Source organism: Mycobacterium parascrofulaceum ATCC BAA-614, assembly GCF_000164135.1.
GTDB classification, from domain to species: domain Bacteria; phylum Actinomycetota; class Actinomycetes; order Mycobacteriales; family Mycobacteriaceae; genus Mycobacterium; species Mycobacterium parascrofulaceum.
Genome location: NZ_GG770560.1, coordinates 78,237 through 101,287 on the forward strand (window position 1 = coordinate 78,237; position 23,051 = coordinate 101,287).

20 protein-coding genes are annotated in these 23,051 nt (G+C 68.9%); 10 read left to right on the plus strand and 10 right to left on the minus strand.

The window, feature by feature from the left end:
• Nucleotides 1–15 precede the first annotated feature (15 nt).
• From tal to HMPREF0591_RS26640, 5 genes are read left to right on the plus strand one after another with little or no spacing between them, the layout of a single operon-like run.
• The gene (gene tal, locus HMPREF0591_RS26620) at nt 16–1,134 is read left to right on the plus strand and encodes a transaldolase (protein ID WP_007171873.1); all 1,119 of its coding nucleotides are present in this window, start codon (nt 16–18) and stop codon (nt 1,132–1,134) included.
• Nucleotides 1,131–2,675 carry a glucose-6-phosphate dehydrogenase gene (gene zwf / locus HMPREF0591_RS26625; RefSeq protein ID WP_007171874.1) on the plus strand — a complete coding sequence of 515 codons (1,545 nt, stop codon included), beginning with the start codon at nt 1,131–1,133 and terminating at the stop codon, nt 2,673–2,675. Before tal ends, zwf begins: the two co-directional genes overlap by 4 nt.
• A complete protein-coding gene (opcA, locus tag HMPREF0591_RS26630) occupies nt 2,672–3,583 on the plus strand; it encodes a glucose-6-phosphate dehydrogenase assembly protein OpcA (protein WP_040624200.1) in 912 nt (303 codons plus the stop codon). The genes zwf and opcA overlap by 4 nt, the downstream gene beginning before the upstream one ends.
• Entirely contained in the window at nt 3,580–4,326 is a 747-nt protein-coding gene (gene pgl / locus HMPREF0591_RS26635) for a 6-phosphogluconolactonase (RefSeq protein ID WP_007171876.1), read from the plus strand. Before opcA ends, pgl begins: the two co-directional genes overlap by 4 nt.
• Before the next feature lie 27 nt (nt 4,327–4,353).
• Nucleotides 4,354–4,743, plus strand: a complete 390-nt coding sequence (locus HMPREF0591_RS26640) for a hypothetical protein (RefSeq protein WP_007171877.1) — start codon at nt 4,354–4,356, stop codon at nt 4,741–4,743.
• A gap of 12 nt (nt 4,744–4,755) precedes the next feature.
• Here HMPREF0591_RS26640 and HMPREF0591_RS26645 read toward each other — a convergent pair whose 3' ends face one another.
• From HMPREF0591_RS26645 to secG, 3 genes are read right to left on the minus strand one after another with little or no spacing between them, the layout of a single operon-like run.
• The gene (locus HMPREF0591_RS26645; protein WP_007171878.1) at nt 4,756–5,568 is read right to left on the minus strand and encodes a DUF1206 domain-containing protein; all 813 of its coding nucleotides are present in this window, start codon (nt 5,566–5,568) and stop codon (nt 4,756–4,758) included.
• Between the two features lie 16 nt (nt 5,569–5,584).
• A complete protein-coding gene (ppc, locus tag HMPREF0591_RS26650) occupies nt 5,585–8,392 on the minus strand; it encodes a phosphoenolpyruvate carboxylase (RefSeq protein ID WP_007171879.1) in 2,808 nt (935 codons plus the stop codon).
• Nucleotides 8,393–8,437: 45 nt separating this feature from the next.
• Entirely contained in the window at nt 8,438–8,671 is a 234-nt protein-coding gene (gene secG, locus HMPREF0591_RS26655; RefSeq protein ID WP_040624202.1) for a preprotein translocase subunit SecG, read from the minus strand.
• 258 nt (nt 8,672–8,929) lie between these two features.
• Here secG and HMPREF0591_RS26660 point away from each other — a divergent pair, with 258 nt between their 5' ends.
• A complete protein-coding gene (locus HMPREF0591_RS26660) occupies nt 8,930–9,541 on the plus strand; it encodes a PAS and ANTAR domain-containing protein (protein WP_244269126.1) in 612 nt (203 codons plus the stop codon).
• Between the two features lie 4 nt (nt 9,542–9,545).
• Here HMPREF0591_RS26660 and tpiA read toward each other — a convergent pair whose 3' ends face one another.
• The 6 genes from tpiA to HMPREF0591_RS26690 form a co-directional block, all read right to left on the minus strand.
• Nucleotides 9,546–10,331, minus strand: a complete 786-nt coding sequence (gene tpiA / locus HMPREF0591_RS26665; protein WP_007171882.1) for a triose-phosphate isomerase — start codon at nt 10,329–10,331, stop codon at nt 9,546–9,548.
• Complete coding sequence (locus HMPREF0591_RS26670; protein WP_007171883.1) at nt 10,328–11,566, minus strand: phosphoglycerate kinase; 1,239 nt, start codon at nt 11,564–11,566, stop codon at nt 10,328–10,330. The genes tpiA and HMPREF0591_RS26670 overlap by 4 nt, the downstream gene beginning before the upstream one ends.
• 13 nt (nt 11,567–11,579) lie before the next feature.
• The gene (gap, locus tag HMPREF0591_RS26675) at nt 11,580–12,599 is read right to left on the minus strand and encodes a type I glyceraldehyde-3-phosphate dehydrogenase (RefSeq protein WP_007171884.1); all 1,020 of its coding nucleotides are present in this window, start codon (nt 12,597–12,599) and stop codon (nt 11,580–11,582) included.
• 133 nt (nt 12,600–12,732) lie between these two features.
• Nucleotides 12,733–14,154, minus strand: a complete 1,422-nt coding sequence (locus HMPREF0591_RS26680) for a phytoene desaturase family protein (protein ID WP_007171885.1) — start codon at nt 14,152–14,154, stop codon at nt 12,733–12,735.
• Nucleotides 14,151–15,932, minus strand: a complete 1,782-nt coding sequence (locus tag HMPREF0591_RS26685) for a DUF3556 domain-containing protein (protein WP_007171886.1) — start codon at nt 15,930–15,932, stop codon at nt 14,151–14,153. Before HMPREF0591_RS26685 ends, HMPREF0591_RS26680 begins: the two co-directional genes overlap by 4 nt.
• Before the next feature lie 154 nt (nt 15,933–16,086).
• Nucleotides 16,087–16,545, minus strand: coding sequence for a hypothetical protein (locus HMPREF0591_RS26690; RefSeq protein ID WP_007171887.1), 459 nt, complete (start codon nt 16,543–16,545; stop codon nt 16,087–16,089).
• Between the two features lie 192 nt (nt 16,546–16,737).
• Between HMPREF0591_RS26690 and HMPREF0591_RS26695 the strand changes: the two genes are divergently transcribed.
• The 4 genes from HMPREF0591_RS26695 (at nt 16,738) to HMPREF0591_RS26710 (ending at nt 21,561) form a co-directional block, all read left to right on the plus strand.
• Nucleotides 16,738–17,547, plus strand: a complete 810-nt coding sequence (locus HMPREF0591_RS26695; RefSeq protein WP_007171888.1) for a lysophospholipid acyltransferase family protein — start codon at nt 16,738–16,740, stop codon at nt 17,545–17,547.
• 3 nt (nt 17,548–17,550) lie between these two features.
• A complete protein-coding gene (gene fadD12, locus HMPREF0591_RS26700) occupies nt 17,551–19,182 on the plus strand; it encodes an acyl-CoA ligase FadD12 (RefSeq protein WP_007171889.1) in 1,632 nt (543 codons plus the stop codon).
• Nucleotides 19,182–20,456 (plus strand): alpha/beta hydrolase, encoded by a 1,275-nt coding sequence (locus HMPREF0591_RS26705; protein ID WP_007171890.1) that lies wholly within the window; start codon nt 19,182–19,184, stop codon nt 20,454–20,456. Before fadD12 ends, HMPREF0591_RS26705 begins: the two co-directional genes overlap by 1 nt.
• Before the next feature lie 259 nt (nt 20,457–20,715).
• On the plus strand, nt 20,716–21,561 hold the full coding sequence (locus tag HMPREF0591_RS26710) for a DUF559 domain-containing protein (RefSeq protein WP_007171891.1): 846 nt from the start codon (nt 20,716–20,718) through the stop codon (nt 21,559–21,561).
• An 80-nt stretch (nt 21,562–21,641) separates the two neighbouring features.
• Here the strand turns inward: HMPREF0591_RS26710 and HMPREF0591_RS26715 are convergent, their stop codons facing one another.
• Nucleotides 21,642–23,033, minus strand: a complete 1,392-nt coding sequence (locus HMPREF0591_RS26715; RefSeq protein WP_007171892.1) for a WS/DGAT/MGAT family O-acyltransferase — start codon at nt 23,031–23,033, stop codon at nt 21,642–21,644.
• Nucleotides 23,034–23,051 lie beyond the last annotated feature (18 nt).

Genomic DNA, 23,051 nt, shown 5'->3' on the forward strand with positions numbered 1-23,051 from the left:
GAAAGGGTGATTCACATGACTCAGAACCCTAACCTCGCCGCGCTCAGCGCCGCGGGAGTTTCCGTTTGGCTGGACGACTTGTCGCGCCAGCGCCTGCAGTCGGGCAACTTGCAGGAGCTGATCGACACCAAAAGCGTTGTGGGAGTGACCACCAACCCGTCGATCTTCCAGAAGGCGCTGGCCGACAGCGACACCTACAACGATCAGATCGCCGAGCTGGCCGAGCGCGGCGCCGACGTCGACGCCACCATCCGCACGGTCACCACCGACGACGTCCGCAACGCGTGCGACGTGCTGCGCCGGGAATGGGAAGCCTCCGACGGCGTCGACGGCCGGGTGTCCATCGAGGTGGACCCGCGGCTGGCCGCCGAGACCGACAAGACCGTCGCGCAGGCCGTCGAGCTGTGGAAGATCGTCGACCGGCCGAACCTGTTCATCAAGATCCCGGCCACCAAGGCGGGCATCCCCGCCATCACGGCCGTTCTGGCGGAAGGGATTTCGGTCAACGTCACGCTGATCTTCTCGGTCGAGCGGCACCGTCAGGTGATGGACGCCTACCTGGCCGGCCTGGAAAAGGCCCGCGAGGCGGGGCACGACCTGTCCAAGATCCATTCGGTGGCATCGTTTTTCGTGTCCCGGGTGGACACCGAGGTGGACAAGCGGTTGGAGAAGGTCGGCTCCGAGGAGGCGCAGGCGCTGCGCGGCCAGGCCGGGGTGGCCAACGCGCGGCTGGCCTACGCGGCCTACCAGGAGGTGTTCGAAGGCGGCGATCGCTACGAATCACTCAAGGGCGACGGGGCCCGCGTCCAGCGCCCGCTGTGGGCGTCCACCGGGGTCAAGAACCCCGACTACTCCGACACCCTCTACGTCACCGAGCTGGTGGCGCCGAACACGGTGAACACCATGCCGGAGAAGACGATCGACGCCGTCGCCGACCACGGCGAGATCAAGGGTGACACCGTCACCGGCACCGCGTCGGCCGCGCAAGAGGTGTTCGACAAGCTGGCCGGCGTCGGCATCGACCTGACCGACGTGTTCGTGGTGCTCGAGAAAGAGGGCGTGGAGAAGTTCGTGGAGTCGTGGACCGAGCTGCTGGAGGAGACACAGAAGCAGCTGGGTTCCGCCTCGAAATGAGTCCGGCTCGTACCGCAGCACAATGGCATAACCCGCTACGGGACAAGCTCGACAAGCGGCTGCCGAGGATCGCCGGCCCCTGCGGCATGGTGATCTTCGGGGTCACCGGCGACCTGGCCCGCAAGAAGGTGATGCCGGCCATCTACGACCTGGCGAACCGCGGGCTGCTGCCGCCGAGTTTCTCGCTGGTGGGCTTCGCCCGCCGGGACTGGGAAACGCAGGATTTCCGCAAGGTGGTCTACCAGGCCGTGAAGGATCACTGCCGGACGCCGTTCCGGGAGGAGAACTGGGAGCGCCTCGCCGAGGGATTCCGTTTCGTCCCAGGGTCTTTCGACGACGACGAGTCATTCGGCCGGCTGGCCGAGACCCTGGACAAGCTTGACGCCGAGCGTGGCACCGGCGGCAACCACGCCTTCTACCTGGCCATCCCGCCGAAGTCCTTTCCGGTGGTATGCGACCAGTTGCACCGGTCCGGGCTGGCCCGCCCGCAGGGCGACCGGTGGAGCCGGGTGGTCATCGAGAAGCCGTTCGGGCACGACCTGGAGAGCGCGCAGGCCCTCAACCATGCGGTCAACGCGGTCTTCCCCGAGGAAGCGGTGTTCCGCATCGACCACTATCTGGGCAAGGAGACGGTGCGCAACATCTTGGCGTTGCGGTTCGCCAATCAGCTCTTCGACCCGATCTGGAACTCGCACTACGTCGACCACGTCCAGATCACCATGGCCGAGGACATCGGGCTGGGCGGGCGCGCCGGCTATTACGACGGCATCGGCGCCGCCCGCGACGTCATCCAGAACCACCTGATGCAGCTGCTGGCGCTGACTGCGATGGAGGAGCCGGTCAGCTTCAACCCGGCGGCGCTGCAGACCGAGAAGATCAAGGTGCTCTCGGCGACCCAGCTGGCCCAGCCGCTCGACGAGACCACCAGCCGCGGCCAGTACACCGGCGGCTGGCAGGGCGGCGAGAAGGTGGTCGGGCTGCTCGACGAGGAGGGGTTCGCCAAGGACTCCACCACCGAGACGTTCGCCGCGATCACGCTCGAGGTCGACACGCGCCGGTGGGCCGGCGTGCCGTTCTATCTGCGGACCGGAAAACGCCTGGGCCGCAGGGTGACCGAGATCGCGCTGGTCTTCAAACGCGCCCCCCACCTGCCGTTCGACGCCACCATGACCGACGAGCTGGGCACCAACGCGATGGTGATCCGGGTGCAGCCCGACGAGGGCATCACGCTGCGGTTCGGCTCCAAGGTGCCGGGAACCGCGATGGAGGTCCGCGACGTCAACATGGACTTCTCCTACGGTTCGGCGTTCGCCGAGGAGTCACCGGAGGCCTACGAACAGCTGATCCTCGACGTGCTGCTGGGCGAGCCGTCCCTGTTCCCGGTCAACGCGGAGGTCGAATTGGCCTGGCAGATCTTGGATCCCGTGCTGGACAACTGGGCGGCCGACGGCAAACCGGAGCCCTACGAGGCGGGCACCTGGGGCCCGGAGTCCGCGTTCGAGATGCTGCGCCGGGCCGGACGCGAATGGCGGCGGCCGTGATCATCGACATGCCGGACACGACCACCACCGCAGTCAACAAGAAGCTCGACGAACTGCGGGAGAAGGTCGGCGCCGTGACCATGGGCCGGGTGCTGACGCTGATCATCGCGCCGGACAGCGACGCCATCCTCGAGGAGTCCCTCGAGGCGGCCAACAACGCCAGCCACGAACATCCCAGCCGGATCATCGTCACGATGCGGGGCGACCCGTACGCCGACGAGCCCCGCCTGGACGCGCAACTGCGCGCGGGCGGAGACACCGGCGCCACCGAGGTGGTGATCCTCAACCTGTCCGGGGCGCTGGCCGGGCACGCCGCCAGCGTGGTCACCCCCTTCCTGCTGCCCGACATTCCGGTGGTGGCGTGGTGGCCCGACATCGCTCCGGCCGTTCCGGCCCAGGACCCGTTGGGCAGGTTGGCGATCCGGCGCATCACCGACGCCACCAAGGGAACCGATCCGTTGTCGGCGATCAAGGGCCGGCTGCCCGGGTACACCGCCGGCGACACCGATCTGGCCTGGGCCCGCATCACCTACTGGCGGGCGCTGCTGACGTCCGCGGTCGACCTGCCGCCCCACGAACCGATCGAGTCGGCCCTGGTGTCGGGTCTGAAAACCGAACCGGCGCTCGACATCCTCGCGGGCTGGCTGGCCAGCCGGATCGAGGGCCCGGTGCGCCGGGCGGTCGGCGAGCTGAAGGTGGAACTCGTGCGCAAGAGCGAGACCATCGTCTTGAGCCGGCCCCAAGAGGGCAGGACGGCGACACTGAGTCGCACCGCCAAGCCGGACGCGCTGCTTCCCTTGGCACGCAGGGAAACCGGCGAGTGCCTCGCCGAAGACCTGCGACGGCTGGACCCCGACGAGATTTACCAGACAGCGTTGGAAGGCATTGAGAAAGTGCAGTACGTGTGAGCACCATCATCGAGGTTTTCCCGGAGGCTCAGGCCCTGGTCGACGCGGCCGCGAGCCGACTGGCCGACAGCATCCGCACCGCCGTGGCGGCCCGGGACCGGGCGCTGGTCGTGCTGACCGGCGGCAGCAACGGCATCGGGTTGCTCAAGTCCCTGGCCGGGCACGACATCGCCTGGCCCAAGGTGCATTTGTTCTGGGGCGACGAACGCTACGTCCCCGAGAACGACGACGAACGCAACGACAAGCAGGCGCGGGAGGCATTGCTGGACCGCATCGACATCCCGTCCAGCCATGTGCACACGATGCCCGCCAGCGACGGCGAGTTCGGCACCGACCTCGCCGCCGCGGCGCTGGCCTACGAGCAGCTCCTGGCGGCCAACGCCGCGGCCGGCCAACCGGTGCCGAATTTCGACGTGCACCTGTTGGGCATGGGCCCGGAGGGCCACGTCAACTCCCTGTTCCCCGACACCCCGGCCGTGCTGGAGACCAGCCGCATGGTGGTCCCCGTCGAGGACTCCCCCAAGCCGCCGCCACAACGAATCACGCTGACGCTGCCCGCGGTTCAGCGTTCCCGCGAAGTCTGGCTGATGGTGTCCGGGTCCGCGAAGGCCGACGCGGTGGCCGCGGCCGTCGGCGGCGCCGCGCCCGTCTCGGTGCCCGCCGCCGGGGCGATCGGCCGGGAAACCACGCTCTGGCTGCTCGACGAGGAGGCCGCGGCCAAGCTGCCGTCCCGCCCCGGCTAGCCCCCGCCCGGTCGCGTCCGGGTCATAATGACGGTCATGGCAGACAGAACCGTGCGCGGCGGCCAAGAGCGGAGCCGGATCAAAACCCTCACCCAGGCTGCGTTGAACGCCGACAAGACGGTGGAGCAGGTCGAAGACGTCCTCGACGGCCTCAGCACGACCATGAAGGACCTGAACGCCTCCCTTTCGCGGCTGAACGCCACGGTCGAACGCATGGAGAGCGGACTGGACCACCTGGACGGCACCCTGTCGCGGCTGGACGATCTGGCGCGCCGGCTGATCGTCCTGGTCGAGCCGGTAGAGGCGATCGTCAGCCGGATCGACGAGATGGTGAAGGTGGGCGAGACGATGATGACGCCGCTCGCGATGACCGAGCACGCGGTGCGCGGTGCGCTGGATCGGCTGCGCAACCGCTGAGCCGTCACCGCCCTACATCTTGGTGGAGCGGGCCATCACGAAGCTGTACAGGCCGTAGGTGATGATCCCGACGGCGGCGGCGATCAGCAGCGCCGCGCCGTAGGGCTGGGCCCCGAGCGTCTTGAGCGCCCCGTCGAGCCCGGTGGCCTTCTTCGGTTCCGAGCGGCAGGCCGCGACGATCACCAGGGCGCCCGTCAGGGCGATCACGACCCCCTTCCCGATGTATCCGGCCACGCCGACCCGCCGCACCAGGTCGCCCGATTCGCCCTTGAGGTCGTCGACGAAGTTGCGGCTGGCGCCCTTGTAGACGTGGTAGCCACCGACCGCGACGATGACCCCGCCGGCGGCGATGAGCGCGACGGTGCCCCCGGTCGTCGCCATCAGGCGCGCGCTGATGCTCGAATTCTGTTGGTCGGCCGGCCTTCCCGCACCCCGGGCGAACCCGAATGCGGAGTACGCGAACACCAGGTAGACCCCCGCCAGTCCCAGGGCCTTCGCCCGCGACGACGCGTCCGACGACGAGCCCGTCGAGTCGCGGTCGCATGACCGGCCGAGGGCCGTCTCGACGAGGCGCCACAGGCCCATCGCGAACAGGGCGGCCGCGGCGATCCACAGCGCGAGCGGGCCGCCCGGTTTGGCCGCCAACGTCGCCAGGGCACCGGTTTGGTCGGCCGTGCCGCCGTCGCCGCAGGCGACGCGGATGGCCAGGTAGCCGACGATCAGGTGCAATACCCCGTTGACGACGTACCCGACGCGGGCCAGCCGTTCGAAGACGCCGTTCTGGGCCAATTCAGCCGCGGCGCCCGGCGACACGATGTCCGACATGGCCTAGGGATGCCCATCACCCACTGTTCCGTAACGCGCTGGCCAAACCGTTCATCGTCAGCAGGATGCCGCGCTGCACCAGCTCGTCGTCGTCGCCGGACCGGTAACGGCGCAGCAACTCCACCTGCAGGTGGTTCAGCGGCTCCAGGTAGGGGAAGCGGTTGAACACCGACCGCGCCAACGCGGGGTTGTCGGCGAGCAGATCGTCCTGACCGGTGATGACCTTGTGCATCGCGATGGTCCGCCGGTGCTCGTCGACGATCTTGTCGAACACCCGCTCCCGCAGTTCCTGGTCCTCCACCAGTTCCGCGTACCGGGCCGCCAGGCCGAGGTCGCTCTTGGCCAGCACCTGCGCCATGTTGGACAGCACGCTGCGGAAGAAGGGCCACCGCTCGTACAGCTCGTGCAGGGTTTCCACCCGCTCGTCCTCGCTCTGGGGTCCGGCGGCGATCCACTGCTCGAACGCCGTCCCGGTGCCGTACCAGCCGGGCAGCATGACGCGGGATTGGCTCCAGGCCAGCACCCAGGGGATGGCCCGCAGGTCCGAGATCGACGAGGTGGGTTTGCGCGACGTCGGGCGGCTGCCGATGTTCAGCGAACCGATTTCGCTGACCGGCGTGGAGGCCATGAAGTATTCGACGAAACCCGGTGTGTCGTGCACCAATTCGGCATACGCGCGCTGCGCCAGGGTGGCCACCTCGTCGAGCACGGCGTAGGCCGGCTCGGCGGCGTCGCCCAGGCCCTCGACGTCGAGCAGCGTCGACTCCAGCGTGGCCGCCACCAGGCTTTCCAGGTTGCGCCGGGCCGCCTGTGGCTCGGCGTACTTGGCGGCGATCACCTCGCCCTGCTCGGTGAGCCGCAGCGAGCCGTTCACCGCGCCCGGCGGTTGCGCCAGGATGGCCTGATAGCTCGGCCCACCCCCGCGGCCGACGGTGCCGCCGCGACCGTGGAAGAGCCGCAACCGGATTCCGGTCTTGCGGGCCACCTCGACCAGCGCGAGCTCCGCGCGGTAGACCGCCCAGCTGGAGGCCAGGTAACCGCCGTCCTTGTTCGAGTCGGAGTAGCCGAGCATCACCTCCTGCCGGCCGCCCTGCGCGTCGACGACCGCCCGGTACAACGGCAGCGCCAGCATCGCCTCCAGGATGGCCGCGCCGTTGTGTAGATCGTCGATCGTCTCGAACAGCGGCGAGATGGCCACCGGGCAATACGGTTGCGGCCCCGAGGCATCCAGCAGCCCGCCCTCTTTGAGCAGGATCGCCACCTCCAGGACGTCGGACACCGAGCGGCACATCGAGATGACGTAGTGCGGGACGGCGGCCGGGCCGTAGCGCCCGACGGCATCCGCCGCGGCGCCGACGACCTCGAGCTCCTTGCGGGCCAGGTCGGTCAGTTGGGCGCGATCACCGACCAGGGGGCGGCGGGTGGCCAGCTCGCTCGCCAGCAGCGCGGCGCGCTCGTCCTCGGGCAGCGAGGCGTAGTCCGGGTGCACCCCGGCCCACGCCAGCAGCTCGGCCACCACCTCTTCGTGCACGTCGGAGTTCTGCCGCATGTCCAGGCCGCACAGGTGAAACCCGAAGACGCTCACGCCTTCTCGCAGCAGCGCCAGGCGGTCGTCGGCCAGCAGCCCGCTGCCGTGGGCGCGCAGCGACTCGTCGATCGTGTCCAGATCCGCCTGCAGTTCGGCCGGGGCGCAATACGGCGTCAGGCCGAGGTCCAGCTCGTGCTGCGGGCGGCGGTCCAGGATCTCGGCGCCCGTCGCGGTGAGCCGGGCGCGGATCACCCGCACCGCCCGCCGGTACGGCTCGTCGGCGCGGGCCTTCTCCCCGCAGCCCTCGGCCAGCTCCGCCAGCGCGGGCGTGACGGCGACCAGCCGCGCCGACATCGACAGGTCCTGCTCGAGCGCGGTGAGCTCGGCCAGGTAATGCGACAGCGCGGTGAACGCGGCGCTGCCGGTGGCCTGGCGCACCACGTCGCCGGTCACGTTGGGGTTGCCGTCGCGGTCGCCGCCGATCCAGGAACCGGGCCGCAGGATCGGCGCGGCGAGCAGGTCGGCGCCGGGCCAGCGCGCCCGCAACGCGTCGCGGACCTCGGCGTTGACCTGCGGGATGACCTGGAAGAACGCGGCGGCGTAGTAGCGCAGCCCCACCTCGATCTCGTCGGTGATCTGCAGCCTGGACAGCCGGATCAGCGCCGTCTGCCACAGGGTGAGGACCTGGCGTCGCAATTCACGTTCGATGTCGCGGCCGTCGTCGGTCTCGGTGTGCCCCTCCGCGTGCAGCCGCATCAGCTGGGTGATCCGGTGCTGGGTGACGAAGACGGTGCGTCGGCGGGTTTCGGTGGGGTGGGCGGTGATCACCGGGGAGATCAGGGCACCGCGCAGCGCATCGGCCACAGTGGCCGAATCTAGTTCGGCGCCATCGAGTTTCGCGTAGGTCGCGGCCAGGCTGCTGTCCTGCGGCGGCTCGCCCGCGGCGACGTGGATCGCGCGGCGGCGCTCGCGGTGGATGTCCTCGGCCACGTTGGCCAGCAACGCGAAGTGGCTGAACGCCCGGATGACCGGGATCGCGCGGTGGATGTCGATGCCCGAGAACATCCGCGCCAGCTCGGCCCGGTCGATCTCGGAGCGGCGCACCCGGAACGACTCCACCCGGGCGCGCTCGACGAGATCGAAGACCTCGTCCCCGTTCTGCTCGCGCACGGTGTCGCCCAGAATGGCGCCCAGCAGCCTGATGTCGGCGCGCATCGGCTCTGTGGCCTCGCGACCGACCAGCGTCCGTTGCACGGCGCCGATCGGTTCCAGCGCGATGTCGGAAACGTCAACCATGCGTCCCAGTATCGGTGCGGATCACGCGGTCCGCCCGCCGGCGGGTCACCGGTACTTGATCAGCAGGGCCACTCCGATGATGGAGACCAGCCAGATGCCGGTGATGAACAGCGTCAACCGGTCCAGGTTCTTCTCCACCACCGTCGAGCCGGAAAGGCTGGACTGCACACCGCCGCCGAACAGCGTCGACAGGCCGCCACCCTTGGCGCGGTGCAGCAGCACCAGCAACACCACCAGCACGCTGGTGACCACCAGGGTGATCTGCAGGGCCAACTCCATGCCCGGCAGCATACCGGGTCCGATCAGCGCGCTGCGGTGCCATCCCTCAGTCCCAGGGCCTCGTGTTAGGCTCAAAGCGAGATGCTCGGCCGAGCCGTGAAGCGCCTGGCATCGAGCGATTCCTCGCTACAGTCGCTATTTGATTTCGCACAGTTGCTACGTGCCCAACACGAAGACGTGGCGATTGTGACTGATTTTGAAGGTCTGAACGGCGAAGACCCGGTCGCGCAGGCGTTGGTGGGTGGCGCACCGCAGCGCATGGGGACATTCCGGTTCCACTTCGAGGACGAACGCTGGGAGTGGTGCGACCAGGTGGCGCGGTTGCATGGCTACGAACCGGGCACTGTGACCCCGACGACCGAATTGGTGCTCGCGCACAAACATCCCGACGACCGCAACCAGATCGCCGCGTCCCTCAATGACATCCGGCGCAACCACGGGGCATTCAGCACCCGGCATCGCATCGTCGACGTCCAGGGCAACATCCACCAGGTGGTCGTGGTCGCCAATCAGCTGCTCGATGCGTCGGGCGAAGTCGTTGGCACCGAGGGTTTTTACGTCGACGTGACGCCGTTGGACGACGAGCAGCAGCAGGCGCTGAACGCCGAGGTGGAGAAGTTCAGCAAAAACCGAGCCGTCATCGAACAGGCCAAGGGCATGTTGATGGTGATCTACGGAATCGACGAATCGACGGCGTTCGTCCTCCTGAAATGGCGGTCCCAGGAGAACAACGTCAAGCTGCGACCACTCGCACGCCAAATCGTCAGGGAGTTCCTGGCGCTGTCACGCCGGGACGTCCACCCGCTTCGATCCGCGTACGACGACATCGTACTGACGGCCCATCTGCGGATCGACTCGCGCCGCCGCTGACGGCCTACGGAAGGGGCCCGCCGGCGGCGATCGCCGCCAGCGTCGCGAACTGCTCACCGTCCAGGGACGCCCCGCCGACCAGCGCCCCGTCGATGTCGTCGCGGGCGATGATGTCGCCGATGTTCTTGGCGTTCACCGAGCCGCCGTAGAGCACCCGCACGGTGTCGGCGACCTGCGACGAGGCGAGGGACGCCAGCGTTTCGCGGATCGCCGCGCACACCTCCTGGGCGTCGGCGGCGCTCGCCACCCGCCCGGTGCCGATCGCCCACACCGGCTCGTAGGCGACGACCACCTTGCCGATCTGCTCGGCGGACAGCCCGGCCAGCGAGCCGCGGAGTTGCTCCTCGCAGTGGCCGACGTGCCCGCCGGCCTCCCGGACGTCCAGGTGCTCGCCGATGCACACGATCGGGGTCAGCTCGTGCTTGAGGGCCGCCGCGGTCTTGGCGGCCACCAGCGCGTCGTCCTCGTTGTGATAGGTGCGCCGCTCGGAGTGGCCCACGACGACGAAGCTGCAGCCCAGCTTCGCCAGGAACGCGCCGCTGACGTCACCGGTGTAGGCGCCCGAGTCGTGCTGGGACAGGTCCTGGCCGCCGTAGGTCAGGCGCAGCTTGTCGCCGTCGACCAGGGTTTGCACGCTGCGCAGGTCGGTGAACGGCGGCAGCACCGTGACGTCGACCTTGTCGTAGTACTTGTCCGGCAGCGCGAACGCGATCTTCTGCACCAGCGCGATCGCCTCGAAGTGGTTGAGGTTCATCTTCCAGTTGCCGGCGATCAGCGGCTTGCGGCTCACGCGTCTCCTCCACCTGGTTGCGGCTCCCCGAGCACCTCGATGCCCGGCAGCGTCTTGCCTTCGAGGTACTCCAGCGACGCACCGCCGCCGGTGGAGATGTGCGAGAAGTCGCCCTCCGGGATGCCCAGCGCGCGGACCGCGGCCGCGGAGTCACCGCCGCCCACCACGCTGAACGCGCCCTTGCCGGTCGCCGAGGCGATGGCCTCGGCCACACCGCGGGTGCCCGCGGCGAACGCCGGGAACTCGAACACGCCCATCGGGCCGTTCCAGAACACCGTCTTGGCGTTGGACAACAGCGCGCCGAAGCGCTTGACCGACTCCGGACCGATGTCCAGGCCGATCATGTCGTCGCCGATGGCGTCGGCGGCCACCGTCCGCGGCGGCGCGTCGGCGGCGAACCGCTCGGCCACCACGACGTCCTTCGGCAGCCGCAGCACGTCGACGTAGGTGTCCAGCAGCCGGCGGCAGGTATCGACCATCTCCTCTTCGAGCAGCGATTTGCCCACCGAAAACCCTTGCGCGGCAAGGAAGGTGAAGCACATCCCGCCGCCGATCACAATGCTGTCGGCCTTGGTGGCCAGCGATTCGATGACGCCGAGCTTGTCGGACACCTTCGACCCGCCGAGCACCACCGCGTAGGGGCGGGTGGTCGAGCTGGTCAGCTGCTCCAGCACCCGGATCTCGTCGGCCACCAGCGTGCCGGCGTAGTGCGGCAGCAGCGTGGCCACGTCGTACACCGAGGCCTGCTTGCGGTGCACCACCCCGAACCCGTCGGAGACGAAAGCCCCTCCGGGCGAGACCAATTCGGCGAGTTCTCGGGCGAGCGCGAGCCGCTCGCCGTCGTCCTTGCTGGTCTCCCGGGGATCGAACCGGATGTTCTCCAGCAGCAGGACGTCGCCGTCGGTGAGGCCCTCGGCGCGGGCCAGCGCGTCGCCGCCGACGACATCACCGGCGAGCTGCACGTGCCGGCCCAGCTGCTCACCGAGCGCGGCGGCGACCGGCGCGAGCGACAGCTTCGGGTCGGGCCCGTTCTTCGGCCGGCCGAGATGCGCGGTGACCACCACCCTGGCGCCGGCGTCGACGAGCGCCTGCAACGTCGGCACCGACGCGGTGATCCGCCCCGGGTCGGTGATGACGCCTTCCTCGTCGAGCGGGACGTTCAGGTCGGAGCGCACCAGCACGCTCCGGCCCGAAACCCCTTCGGCCAGCAGGTCTTTCAGAGTTTGAACTGTCACGACTGCCTTGGACTTAGAGCGACTTGCCGACCAGCGCGACGAGGTCGACGAGGCGGTTGGAGTACCCCCACTCGTTGTCGTACCAGGACACCACCTTGGCCTGGTTGTCGATCACCTTGGTCAGGCCGGAGTCGAAGATCGAGCTGTGCGGATCGGTGACGATGTCGCTGGAGACGATCGGGGCGTCGTAGTACTTCAGGATGCCCTTCAGCTTGCCGTCGGCGGCGGCCTTGAAGGCCGCGTTGATCTCGTCGGCGCTGGCGGACTTGGACAGCTCCGCGGTGAGGTCGGTCACCGAGCCGGTGGGGATCGGCACCCGCAACGCGTACCCGTCCAGCTTGCCCTTCAGTTCCGGCAGCACCAGCCCGATGGCCTTGGCGGCACCGGTCGAGGTCGGCACGATGTTCAGCGCCGCGGCGCGCGCCCGGCGCAGGTCCTTGTGCGGCCCGTCCTGCAGGTTCTGGTCCTGGGTGTAGGCGTGGACGGTGGTCATCAGGCCCTTGACGATGCCGAACTCGTCGTTGAGCACCTTGGCCAGCGGCCCGAGGCAGTTGGTGGTGCACGACGCGTTGGAGATGATGTTCTGGCTGCCGTCGTACTTGTCGTCGTTGACGCCCAGGACGATGGTGATGTCCTCGTCGGTGGCGGGGGCCGAGATGATCACCTTCTTGGCGCCGGCGTCCAGGTGGCCCTTGGCCTTGGCCGCGTTGGTGAACAGCCCGGTGGACTCGACGACGACGTCGACACCCAGGTCACCCCATGGCAGTGCCGCCGGGCCCTCCCGGACCTCGAGGGCCTTGATCTTGTGCGGGCCGACCACGATGGTGTCCTGGCCCTCCAGGCTGACGTCGAACGGCAGCCGCCCCAGGATCGAGTCGAATTTGAGCAGGTGCGCCAGCGTGTGGTTGTCGGTGATGTCGTTGACCGCCACCACCTCGATGTCGGCGGTGCCCTGCTCCCGTTGGGCCAGGAGGGCCCGGTAGAAGTTTCGTCCGATTCGACCGAAGCCGTTGATGCCTACTCGGACCGTCACTTGATCTCTCCCTGTCTTGGCGATGTCGTTACTGAGCCTGCTGATTACGCGCTCGTGGTCAGCCTAGATCAGCAACCCGGGCCGTTGCCGCCCCGGTTCCCGCGACCGGTGTGACGTCAGCGACGCGGCTTGCTCAGCCGCCCTTCTTCAGCCACCTCAGCGCCGACTGGGCTGCGTGGTAACCGCACAGGCCGTGGATTCCCGCCCCCGGCGGGGTGGACTGCGAACACAGGTAGACGCCCGGCACGCCGATCGCGTAGGGATCGACGGCGATGCGGGGGCGGAAGATGACCTGCAGCCCGTCGTTGGCGCCGCCGATGATGTCACCGCCGATGAAGTTGGCGTTGTAGGCCTCCAGTTCGGCGGTCCCCTTGCTGACCGTCGCGACGACGCGCTCGGAGAAGCCCGGTGCGAACCGCTCGAGCTGGGCGACGACGGCGGCGGTGGCGTCCCCGTCGTAGCCGAACGGCACGTGCGCGTACGCCCAGATCGGGTTGACGTTGCCCGCCGAGCGGGACGGGTCGGCCAGGTACTGCTGTCCGACGAGGACGAACGGGCGGTCGACCACCTTGCCCTGCGCGCGTTGGCGTTCGGTGTCCGCCATCTCGGCGAACGTGCCGCCGAGGTGCACGGTGCCGGCCCGGGCGCAGTCGGGGTTCGTCCACGGGATGTCGCCCTCGATGGCGAAGTCGACCTTGAACGCCGACGAGCCCTCGCGGTAGCGGCGATACGACCGCACGATCCGGCCCGGCATGGCATCGCCGTAGAGGGTCAGCGCCGCGGCCGGGCTGAGGTCGAGCATGACGATGTCGGCGTCCGGGATGTCTTTGCGGCGGTCGACCCGCACCCCGGTGGTGACGGTGCCGCCGTACTCGGTCAGGGCGGCCGACAGCGCCCGGCTGATCGAGCCGGATCCCCCTTGCGCGACGGGCCAGCCGTAGCGGTGCCCGCTGGCCAGGATCATCAGCCCCAGCGACGCGGTGAGCGGGCGGTCCAGCCGGGTGTAGATGTGCGCGGCGGCGCCGCCGAACAACGCGCGCGCCTGCTCGGTCCGAAACCAGCGGGCCATGGTGGTGGCCGGCAGCAGCGCCCGCGGCCCGAAGGAGGCCAGGCGAACCGGGTGTCGCGGGATGCCCAGCACCGGCCCCATCAGATCCTCGGCCAGCTCGTCGAACCCCGCCGCGAGGTCCCCGATCGCCCGCCGCCACCGGGTGCCGTCGGCCCCCATCCGGGCGACCGTCTCGTCGAGCGACCGGTAGAGCACGCCGGCGCTGCCGTCGTCGAGGGGGTGCGCGCAGTCGACCTCGGGCCAGTTCCACTGCAGCCCATGGCGTTGCAGGTCGATCTCCCTCCACAGCGGCGAACCGACACCCAGGGGATGGAAGGCCGAGCAGTGGTCGTGGATGACCCCGGGCACGGTCAGTTCGCCCGAGCGGGCTCCCCCGCCGACGGTGTCGCGGGCCTCGAGCACCTGCACGTCGACGCCGTTGCGGGCCAGGTGGATGGCCGCGGCCAGGCCGTTGGGGCCGGCGCCGACCACCACCGCCCGGGTCATAGGGCGTTGCGTTCGGTCGAGCCGGGCGAAGCCGGGCGGCCGCCGCCATCGATGACATGCACGGGCAACTCGTCACCGGGCTCCGGCCACGGCTGGCGCGCGAGCATGTCCGCGACGTTGACATAGCCTTCCTCGATCAGTCCAGCCTTGGCGTCGAAGATGCGGTACCACTGCTTCTGGATGTGGATCGGCTGTCCCTCGAGGACGATCACCCGCACGTCGCCGTCCTCGAAATGGCAACGGCGCTGCACGGCTTCGAGCAGCTGCTCGTTGTGCAGATGGCCCTCGCCGAAGTTCCAGCCGACGAGCGGCCCGGCGACGATTTCACCCTCGCGGATCTTGTAATTGGCTTCGTCGTCGATGGCGCGAGGTACCAGGGCGTTGAGCGCGCGGCCGTGCACGTGCATGGCCCGGAAGGCGGCGGTCTTGTCCGCCATGATCTCCGCGGTCTCGGGGTCGTAAAGCCGGGCCAGCTGGTTGATGACGAGTGCGGAGCTCTTGACAACCTCGGCGTCGACCTTTTCCTCGGCGCCGGCGCGGAAGCACCACACGCTGGAGGCCCAGTTGCCGGCGTAATACCTCATCGCTGGAAGGAACGAAATCTTCTTGGGGAACATGTTCCCTGCGATCACGACTGCCAGCGCGGCGACGACGAGGGCCCACAGCAGCGGCGAACGCAGGTCGGTGGCCTGGACCGAGGCGTAGTGCCCGAACAGGTAGAACAGCGAGAAGATGAAGAAGACGTTCCACTCCAACGGAACTCCCATCGGGAGGTTGGAAATGATGTTGAGGTGGAAGATGACCATGAATCCGATCAGGAACCACCGCCACGGGTGATCGCCGGCGAAGAAGACCAGCACCGTCGGGACCACGAATTCGGCTGTGGTGCCGCCGACGTGGGCCATCGCCTTCGGCAACCAGGTGGGACGCAAATCGTTGATGTGGTCGCGGTACAGCATGTGCTTGATCGGGTTGAACAGTTTGGGCCGCAGCAGCGCGTTATTGCTCGTCATCACCGACACCACATACGGGAAGTGGTGGTTGAGCTTGGATGTTGCGGCGCCCCACCACAACAACAGCATGATGAGCTTGTACGCCGCGATCTGATCGGTGAACGGGAAGAAGAACACCAACAGCTTGAGCCAGTAGTGCTCGCCGCGCGCGGCCAGGAAAATGGTCTTGTCGCGCAGGCCCAGCACCGCCAGCGCGACGATCGTCGGGATGACGCGGACGGGGTCGATCAGGCCGACGTCACCGGCCGCGGTGGCCGGCCCGCCGTGGCCGGGCGACAGCAGCGCCCACAGCCCGCCGGCCAAAACGATTGCGTACAGCGCGACGTCGACGATGGTCCGGTTGTCACCGGCGGTGAATGGCACCTTTCCAGGCCATGCCGGCAACCGAATCGTGTTGGGCCGCAACCAGTACAAGATTCCGCCGATGGGCGGCATGAACCGTCCGGTCAGCGGGCCGGACCCACAACCCAGGCCCGTCACCTCGAACAGCAGCGTGAAGACTATGACCTTCTGGTAAACGATCGGCTGCGTCCACCAGTCGGCGATGCGGCCGAGCCCGCCGAGGCCCGGGGTCAGCGAGATGATCGCGGCGGGGACGGCGATGTACAGGGCGATCTTGGTCAGGTACAGCAGATACACGGCAGACGGTGTCCCGAAGCCGTGTTCCGCCCAGTGCCGCGTCACGATCTGCAGCCGGGTGGCCCGGGGCAGAGTGGGCCAGGTCTCGCGATCGACGTCGGGAAGGTCCGGTGTCATGAATCCCATGGGCGGCCTCGTTCGGTGTCGGAAGAAACCAGTTGGCCCGTCAAATGTATCGGCACCGCGATGCGGGTGGGGCCGATTTCGCGCGGCTCAGCGCGGCAGCGGTGCCCGATATGTGAAAACCGCTGCGCCGCAGGCGAACTCAACCCGGCCCGAGCTACCGGACCGCCGAGCGCGGCCGCGGCGAAAGGCCGGTCGGCTGGACCAGCGGCCGGGCGAACCGGCGGCGCAACTTTTCGAGCATGCCGTCCAGACTGTCCCGGTCCTGCTCCTCGATCCGCGCCATGCGGCGAAGGTTGCAGACGGCCTCGACGTCACCGCCGGCCTGCGCGGCGATGATCGCCTTCTGATAGTCGTCGAGGCGCTGCTCGATGAGCCTGCGGTTCTGCAAGAGCAAGCGCATGAAGTAGTCGGCCTGGCTCTGGTCCGCCGCGTCCGGGGCGGAAGGGTCGGCGTCGCGGGACGGCGCCAGCGGGGAGCGCCCCTGGCCGAGACGGGCAGGTTCGGGCCGGACGACGTTGGCGTGGGGGCGGCGGGCGCGCCGGTCACGGGAGTTGATGGGGCGTGGGGCGGCCGGGCGGGCGCTGCGCTCGTGGGACAAACCGGCAACGTCCATCGGATTCCCATTTCTCGAGATTTCACTGAAGGGCGTCGTAACAATAGCGCCAGGACTCGGCCGGCACCATATCCGCAGACGCGGAAAGAGATAAACACCATGACCGCCGGCGCGCCGGGGTCGCTACCATCGAGGAACTTCACGCGGCCGGCTCAACCTGAAGCGGCCCGGCGGGAGCGTCAAGGGAGGAACGTGACCGACAGCGATCACCCGGATGCCGGCGACATCGGCAAGTTCGACCCGGTATTGACCCAGCGCATGGTGGGCGTGATGCGCCCGTTCCTCAAGGCATATTTCCGCTCGGAGGTGCACGGCCTGGGTTCCTTCCCGCCCGGCGGGGCGCTGGTCGTCGGCAACCACTCCGGCGGCATGTTCCCGATGGACGTCCCGATCTTCAGCGTTCACTTCTACGAGAAGTTCGGCTACGACCGGCCGGTCTACACGCTGAGCCACGACATCCTCATGACCGGCCCGACCGGGGAGTTCTTCCGGCGCACCGGATACATCCGGGCCAACCGGGAGAACGCGGCCCTGGCACTGCGGTCCGGCGGGGTCGTGATCGTTTTCCCCGGCGGTGACTACGACGCCTACCGGCCCACGCTCTCGGAGAACGTCATCGACTTCAACGGGCGCAAGGGATACGTGCGGACGGCCATCGAATCCGGCGTGCCCATCGTGCCCGCGGTCTCCATCGGCGGGCAGGAGACGCAGCTCTACCTGTCGCGCGGCACCTGGCTGGCCGAGCGGCTGGGCGTCAAGCGCTTGCTGCGCAGCGCCATCCTGCCGCTGTCGTTCGGCTTCCCCTTCGGCTTCAGTGCGGTGATCCCGCCGAACCTGCCGCTGCCCACCAAGATCGTCACGCAGGTGTTGGATCCGATCGACGTCGCCGCCGAATTCGGCGACGACCCGGACGTCGACGAGGTCGACGAGCACGTGCGGTCGGTGATGCAGCAGGCCCTCAAGGACCTGGCCGCCAAGCGACGCTTCCCCATCCTGGGCTGAGCCGTGGCTTCTCTCCTTGGTCCCGTCAACGACGCCCTCGGCGTCGTCACCACGCTGCGGCGCGCCGGCATGATCGCGCCGATGCGGCCCGACCGCTACCTGAAGATGGCCGCGGCCATGCGCCGGGAGGGCATGGGCATGACCGTGGGCTTCGCCAGCGCGGCCCAGCGCTGCCCGGACCGGCCGGGCCTGATCGACGAACTCGGCACCCTGACGTGGCGCCAGCTCGACGAGCGGATCAACGCCCTCGCGGCGGCGCTGCAGGGCCTGCCCTCGGGACAGCCGAAGGTGGTCGGCATCATGTGCCGCAACCACCGCGGCTTCGTCGAGGCGGTGGTGGCCACCAACCGGATCGGCTCCGACGTCGTGCTGCTGAACACATCGTTCGCCGGGCCGGCGCTCGCCGAGGTGGTCAACCGCGAAGGCGTCGACGCCGTCATCTACGACGAAGAGTTCACCGAGACGGTGGATCGGGCGCTGGCCGACAAGCCGGACGCCACCCGCATCGTGGCCTGGCATTCCGGCGAGCGGGCCGGGCCGACGGTCGAGAAGCTCATCACCGATCACCCCGGACAACGGCCCGAGCGCACCGGCCGCAAGGGCAGGATGATCCTGCTGACCTCCGGCACCACCGGAACACCCAAGGGCGCCAACCAAACCGGCGGCAACGCCGGCATCGGCACGCTCAAGGCCATTTTGGACCGCACGCCGTGGCGGGCCGAGGAGACGGTCGTCGTCGTGGCGCCGATGTTCCACGCCTGGGGCTTTTCACAGTTGATCTTCGCGGCGTCGATGGCGTGCACGGTGGTCACCCGCCGCAAATTCGACCCGGAGGCCACCCTCGACCTCATCGACCGGCACCGGGCCACCGGCCTGGCGGTGGTCCCGGTGATGTTCGACCGCATCATGGAACTGCCCCCGGAAGTACGAAAGCGATACAGCTGCAAGTCTTTACGATTCGCGGCGGCGTCCGGCTCGCGGATGCGCCCCGACGTCGTCACGGCGTTCATGGACGAATTCGGCGACGTGATCTACAACAACTACAACGCCACCGAGGCCGGCATGATCGCCACCGCCACCCCGGAAGACCTGCGCGCGGCGCCCGACACCGCGGGCCGGCCGGCGGGTGGGACCGAAATCCGGATCCTGGACAGCGATTTCACCGAGCTGCCGACCGGTGAGGTGGGCACCATCTACGTCCGCAACGACACCCAGTTCGAGGGCTACACGTCGGGCACCACCAAAGACTTCCACGCCGGATTCATGTCGTCGGGCGACGTCGGCTACCTGGACGAGGCGGGCCGCTTGTTCGTGGTCGGCCGCGACGACGAGATGATCGTCTCCGGCGGCGAGAACGTCTACCCGATCGAGGTGGAGAAGACGCTGGCGGCACACCCCGACGTGGCCGAGGCCGCGGTGATCGGCGTCGACGACGAGCAGTACGGCCAGCGGCTGGCGGCGTTCGTGGTGTTGAACCCGGGCTCGGGTGCCACCGTCGACACGCTCAAGCAGCACGTGCGCGAGAACCTGGCCAGCTACAAGGTGCCGCGCGAAATCACCGTGCTCGACGAACTCCCCCGCGGCAGCACCGGCAAGATCCAGCGCAACGAACTGCAGTCCCGGGTCACCGGCTGATGCGCCGGCGCCTCTCGGAACTGCGGCGCCCCCGGCCGCTGGCGCGCGCCGCCCTGGAATTGGCCAACGCCGCCAACGGATTACGGCCGCTGGCCCGCAAGGGCTACAGCACCGTGCTGGTCTTCTGGTTCGGCTGGCCGACGTCGGAGGTGCCGGGCATCTATTTCTCCATCTCGCTGCTGGACGCGCTGCGGCGCGCGCGGCGCGGCCACTTCGCGGGGCGGCGCGGCAAGGCGGCGCTGGCCATGACCGCCGCCTCCTGGGCGATCCTCGGCGTGATCCGCTACCGCGGCGTCACCACCCCGGGACCGGTGCTGGAGGCGGGGCTGCGCGAGCAGCTCGGACACGACTACGAGGAGGCGCTCGACGCGCTGCCCCACGCCAAGCCCACGCGCAGCGGCCGGCGCAGCCTGCCGCTGGGCAACACGGTGGCGCGCCGGCGCTACGTCGAGAAGACCAACGTGGTGTCCTACGGCCCCAACGGCCGCGCCAACCTCGCCGACATCTGGCGCCGCCGCGACCTCCCGCGCGACGCCAAGGCGCCGGTGCTGCTGCAGGTGCCGGGCGGCGCGTGGATGATCGGCATGCGTCGGCCGCAGGCCTACCCGCTGATGAGCCACCTGGCCGCCCGCGGCTGGGTGTGCGTGTCGATCGGTTACCGCGTCTCCCCCCGGCACACCTGGCCCGATCACATCGTCGACGTCAAACGCGCGCTCGCGTGGGTCAAGGAGAACATCGCCGACTACGGCGGCGATCCCGACTTCGTCGCGGTCACCGGCGGCTCCGCGGGCGGGCACCTGTGCGCGCTGGCGGCGCTGACCCCCAACGACCCGCAATTCCAGCCGGGCTTCGAAGACGCCGACACGTCGGTGGCGGCCGCCGTCCCGATCTACGGCCGCTACGACTGGTTCTCCACCGAGGGCGAGGGCCGGCCCGAATTCGTCTCCCTGCTGGAAAAGTTCGTGGTGAAGCGGGATTACGACGCGCACCGCGACGTGTACGTCGACGCGTCGCCGATCCGGCGGCTGCGGGCCGACGCGCCGCCGTTCTTCGTCCTGCACGGCTGCGACGATTCGCTGATCCCCGTCGGCGAGGCCCAGGAGTTCATCGAGGAGCTGCGGGCGGTGTCCAAGTCGCCGGTCGCCTATGCCGAATTGCCCAGCGCGCAGCACGCTTTCGACATCTTCAGCTCCCCGCGGGCGCATCGGTCCGCGGAGGCCGTCGCCCGCTTCCTGTCCTGGGTGTACGCGACGAACCCGCCGGACCGCGGCTAGTTCGGTGCTCTGCGCCGGGCGTAACGCCAGCGTCACCGCGAGCGTCACGCCAGCGTGGCACCCGCGCTCGAGCGTCACGCCAGCGTGGCGGGATGGGCACCCGCGCTCGAGCGTCACGCCAGCGTGGCGGGATGGGCGCCCCCGCTCGAGCGTCACGCCAGCGTGGCACCCGCGCTCGAGCGTCACGCCAGCGTGACGGGTGTGGATAAGCGGACCGCACTGACCTGACGTTCGTTGCGGTTTATGCGACGCTGCCGCGATGGCAGAGCCATTCATCGGCAGCGAGGCCGTCGCGAACGGAGAACTCGTCAAGAGCGCGTTGCGAACGCGCTACAGGAAGTTGTTCCGCGATGTGTATGTCGACCCGGGCGCCGAGTTGACTCCGCTGATCCGAGCCCGCGCGGCATGGCTGTGGTCGCGTCGGCGAGGCATTGTCGCGGGGCTGTCGGCCGCCGCTGTTCATGGCGCGCAGTGGGTGGACGCCGCGGCACCGGTTGAGATGCTGCACAGCAACAGAAACCCGTTGCCGGGATTGCGGATTCACAGTGACCGCCTCGAAGACGACGAATTCACGCTGATCGACGGTGTCCCCGTGACGACGCCGGCCCGGACTGCCGTCGACGTGGGATGTTGGCATCCGACAAACGACGCCGTGGCCGCGATCGACGACCTGCTTCGCGCTACCGACTCCAAGGTGGCTGAGCTTCAGATGCTCGCCGAGCGGCACCCGGGCCGACGCGGCATTCAGTCGGCGCGTGATGCAATCAATCTCGCGGACGCCGGCGCTCAGTCGCCGAAGGAAACGTGGGTACGACTGTTGCTGATCCGGGCGGGGCTGCCCCGACCGCAAACGCAGATCCCGGTCAGTGACGAGTGCGGCGACCTGACGTATTACCTCGACATGGGTTGGGAGGATTGCAAAGTCGCTGCCGAGTACGACGGCGAGCAACATCGTCGGGACCGCTGGCAATACACGTGGGACATCAGACGGCGCGAAACGCTCGAGCGTTTGGGCTGGATCGTCATTCGGGTGGTCGTAAACGATCGCCCCGCCGACATCGTCGGCCGGGTACGAGCCGCCTTGGCCAGGCGAGCGTCACGCTAGCGTGACGCTCGCCTGCGGCCGCCACGCTAGCGTGACGCTCGGCGGAGACGCGCGGGGACGCGCGGAGCGCCCCGAGCGGCTCACTCCCGCGCGGCGGCCTTCTCGAGTTCGGTGAGCGCCGGCTCGATGCGGTCGGCCATGTCGTCGATGTCGTTGGCCACCTCGGGCGTCGTCACGAAGCCGAAGTCCAGGTAGTCGGTGTAGGAGAAGCAGGTGATGTTCAGGGCGACGTCCATGACGGGCGGCCCGAGTGGCACCAGCGAATCCAGCCGGGCGCCGGCCATGTACAACGGGAACGGCGGGCCCGGCACATTGGACACAACCAGGTTGATGGGGGCCAGATTTCGCGACAGCCCGCTCGCCGTGTAGGCCCGCGCCGCCAACTGCAGCAACCCCGGCGGCGTGGTCTCGGTGAGCCCCATGATCTGGTGCGCCGACAACGCCTTGGCCATCAGCTTGGCGTTCTGGGTGCTTTCGTGGATGGCCCGCAGCCGCTCGGCGGGGTCGTCGACATCGGTGGCGAGCGAGACGGTCATCGAGCTCACCCTGTTGCCGACGTCGTCCTTGTCGTCGTCGGTGCGGGTGGAGACGGGGATCTGGGCGATGAGCGGTTTGGCGGGCAGCTCGCCGCGCTTCTGCAAGTACTCGCGGGCCGCGCCGGCGACCACCGCCAGCACCACGTCGTTGAGCTTGACGCCGTAAGCGTCCTTGACGGCCTTGGCGCGCGCCAGCTCGATTCGGCACCCGGTGATCCGCCGGTGCGGCGACACGGGAGCGTTGAACCGGGTCTTGGGCGCTTCGAAGTAGCGCGGGGGCCGGCCGCTGCTCACTCCCAGCGCGGCGACCTGCTGGCGCACGGTCTGCTCGAGCAGCCGCGCGATGCGGAAGGGCGTTTTGACGCCGACGTTGATGAGCGCCCCCACCGCCCGCCGTTCGATACCCGGAATCCGCGAGCCCACCAGCGATCCCACCGTTTCCTGTTGCGGCGGACGCGGTTCCGGCGTGACATCCAGGAGAATCTCGCCGAGGCCGGCACCGGAGACGCCGTCGACGATGGCGTGGTGCATCTTGGTCAGCGACGCGATCCGGCCCCCCTCGACGCCCTCGATCACCCACATCTCCCACAGCGGCCGCGCCCGGTCCAGCTTGTAGGACATCAACCGGCCCACCAGCTCCTCGAGCTCGCGGCGGCCGCCCGGCGCCGGAACGGCGATGCGCCGGATGTGAAAGTCGATGTCGAGGTCCTCGTCCTCGACGAACCACGGCCGGTCCAGCCCCAGCGGCGCGCCGGTGACCCGCCACCGCAGCTGCGGCAGCTCCGGCAGCCGCTCGATGATCAGTTCGCGCAGGCGCTGAAAGCTGTACTCGGGCGATTCCTTCGGGTCGCAAATCGCCAGTGCCCCCACATGCATGTGCCAGCCCGCGGTTTCGGCCGACCAAAACGCCGCGTCAACGCTCGAAAGCCGTTTCATCCCCCGACCGTAGCCCCC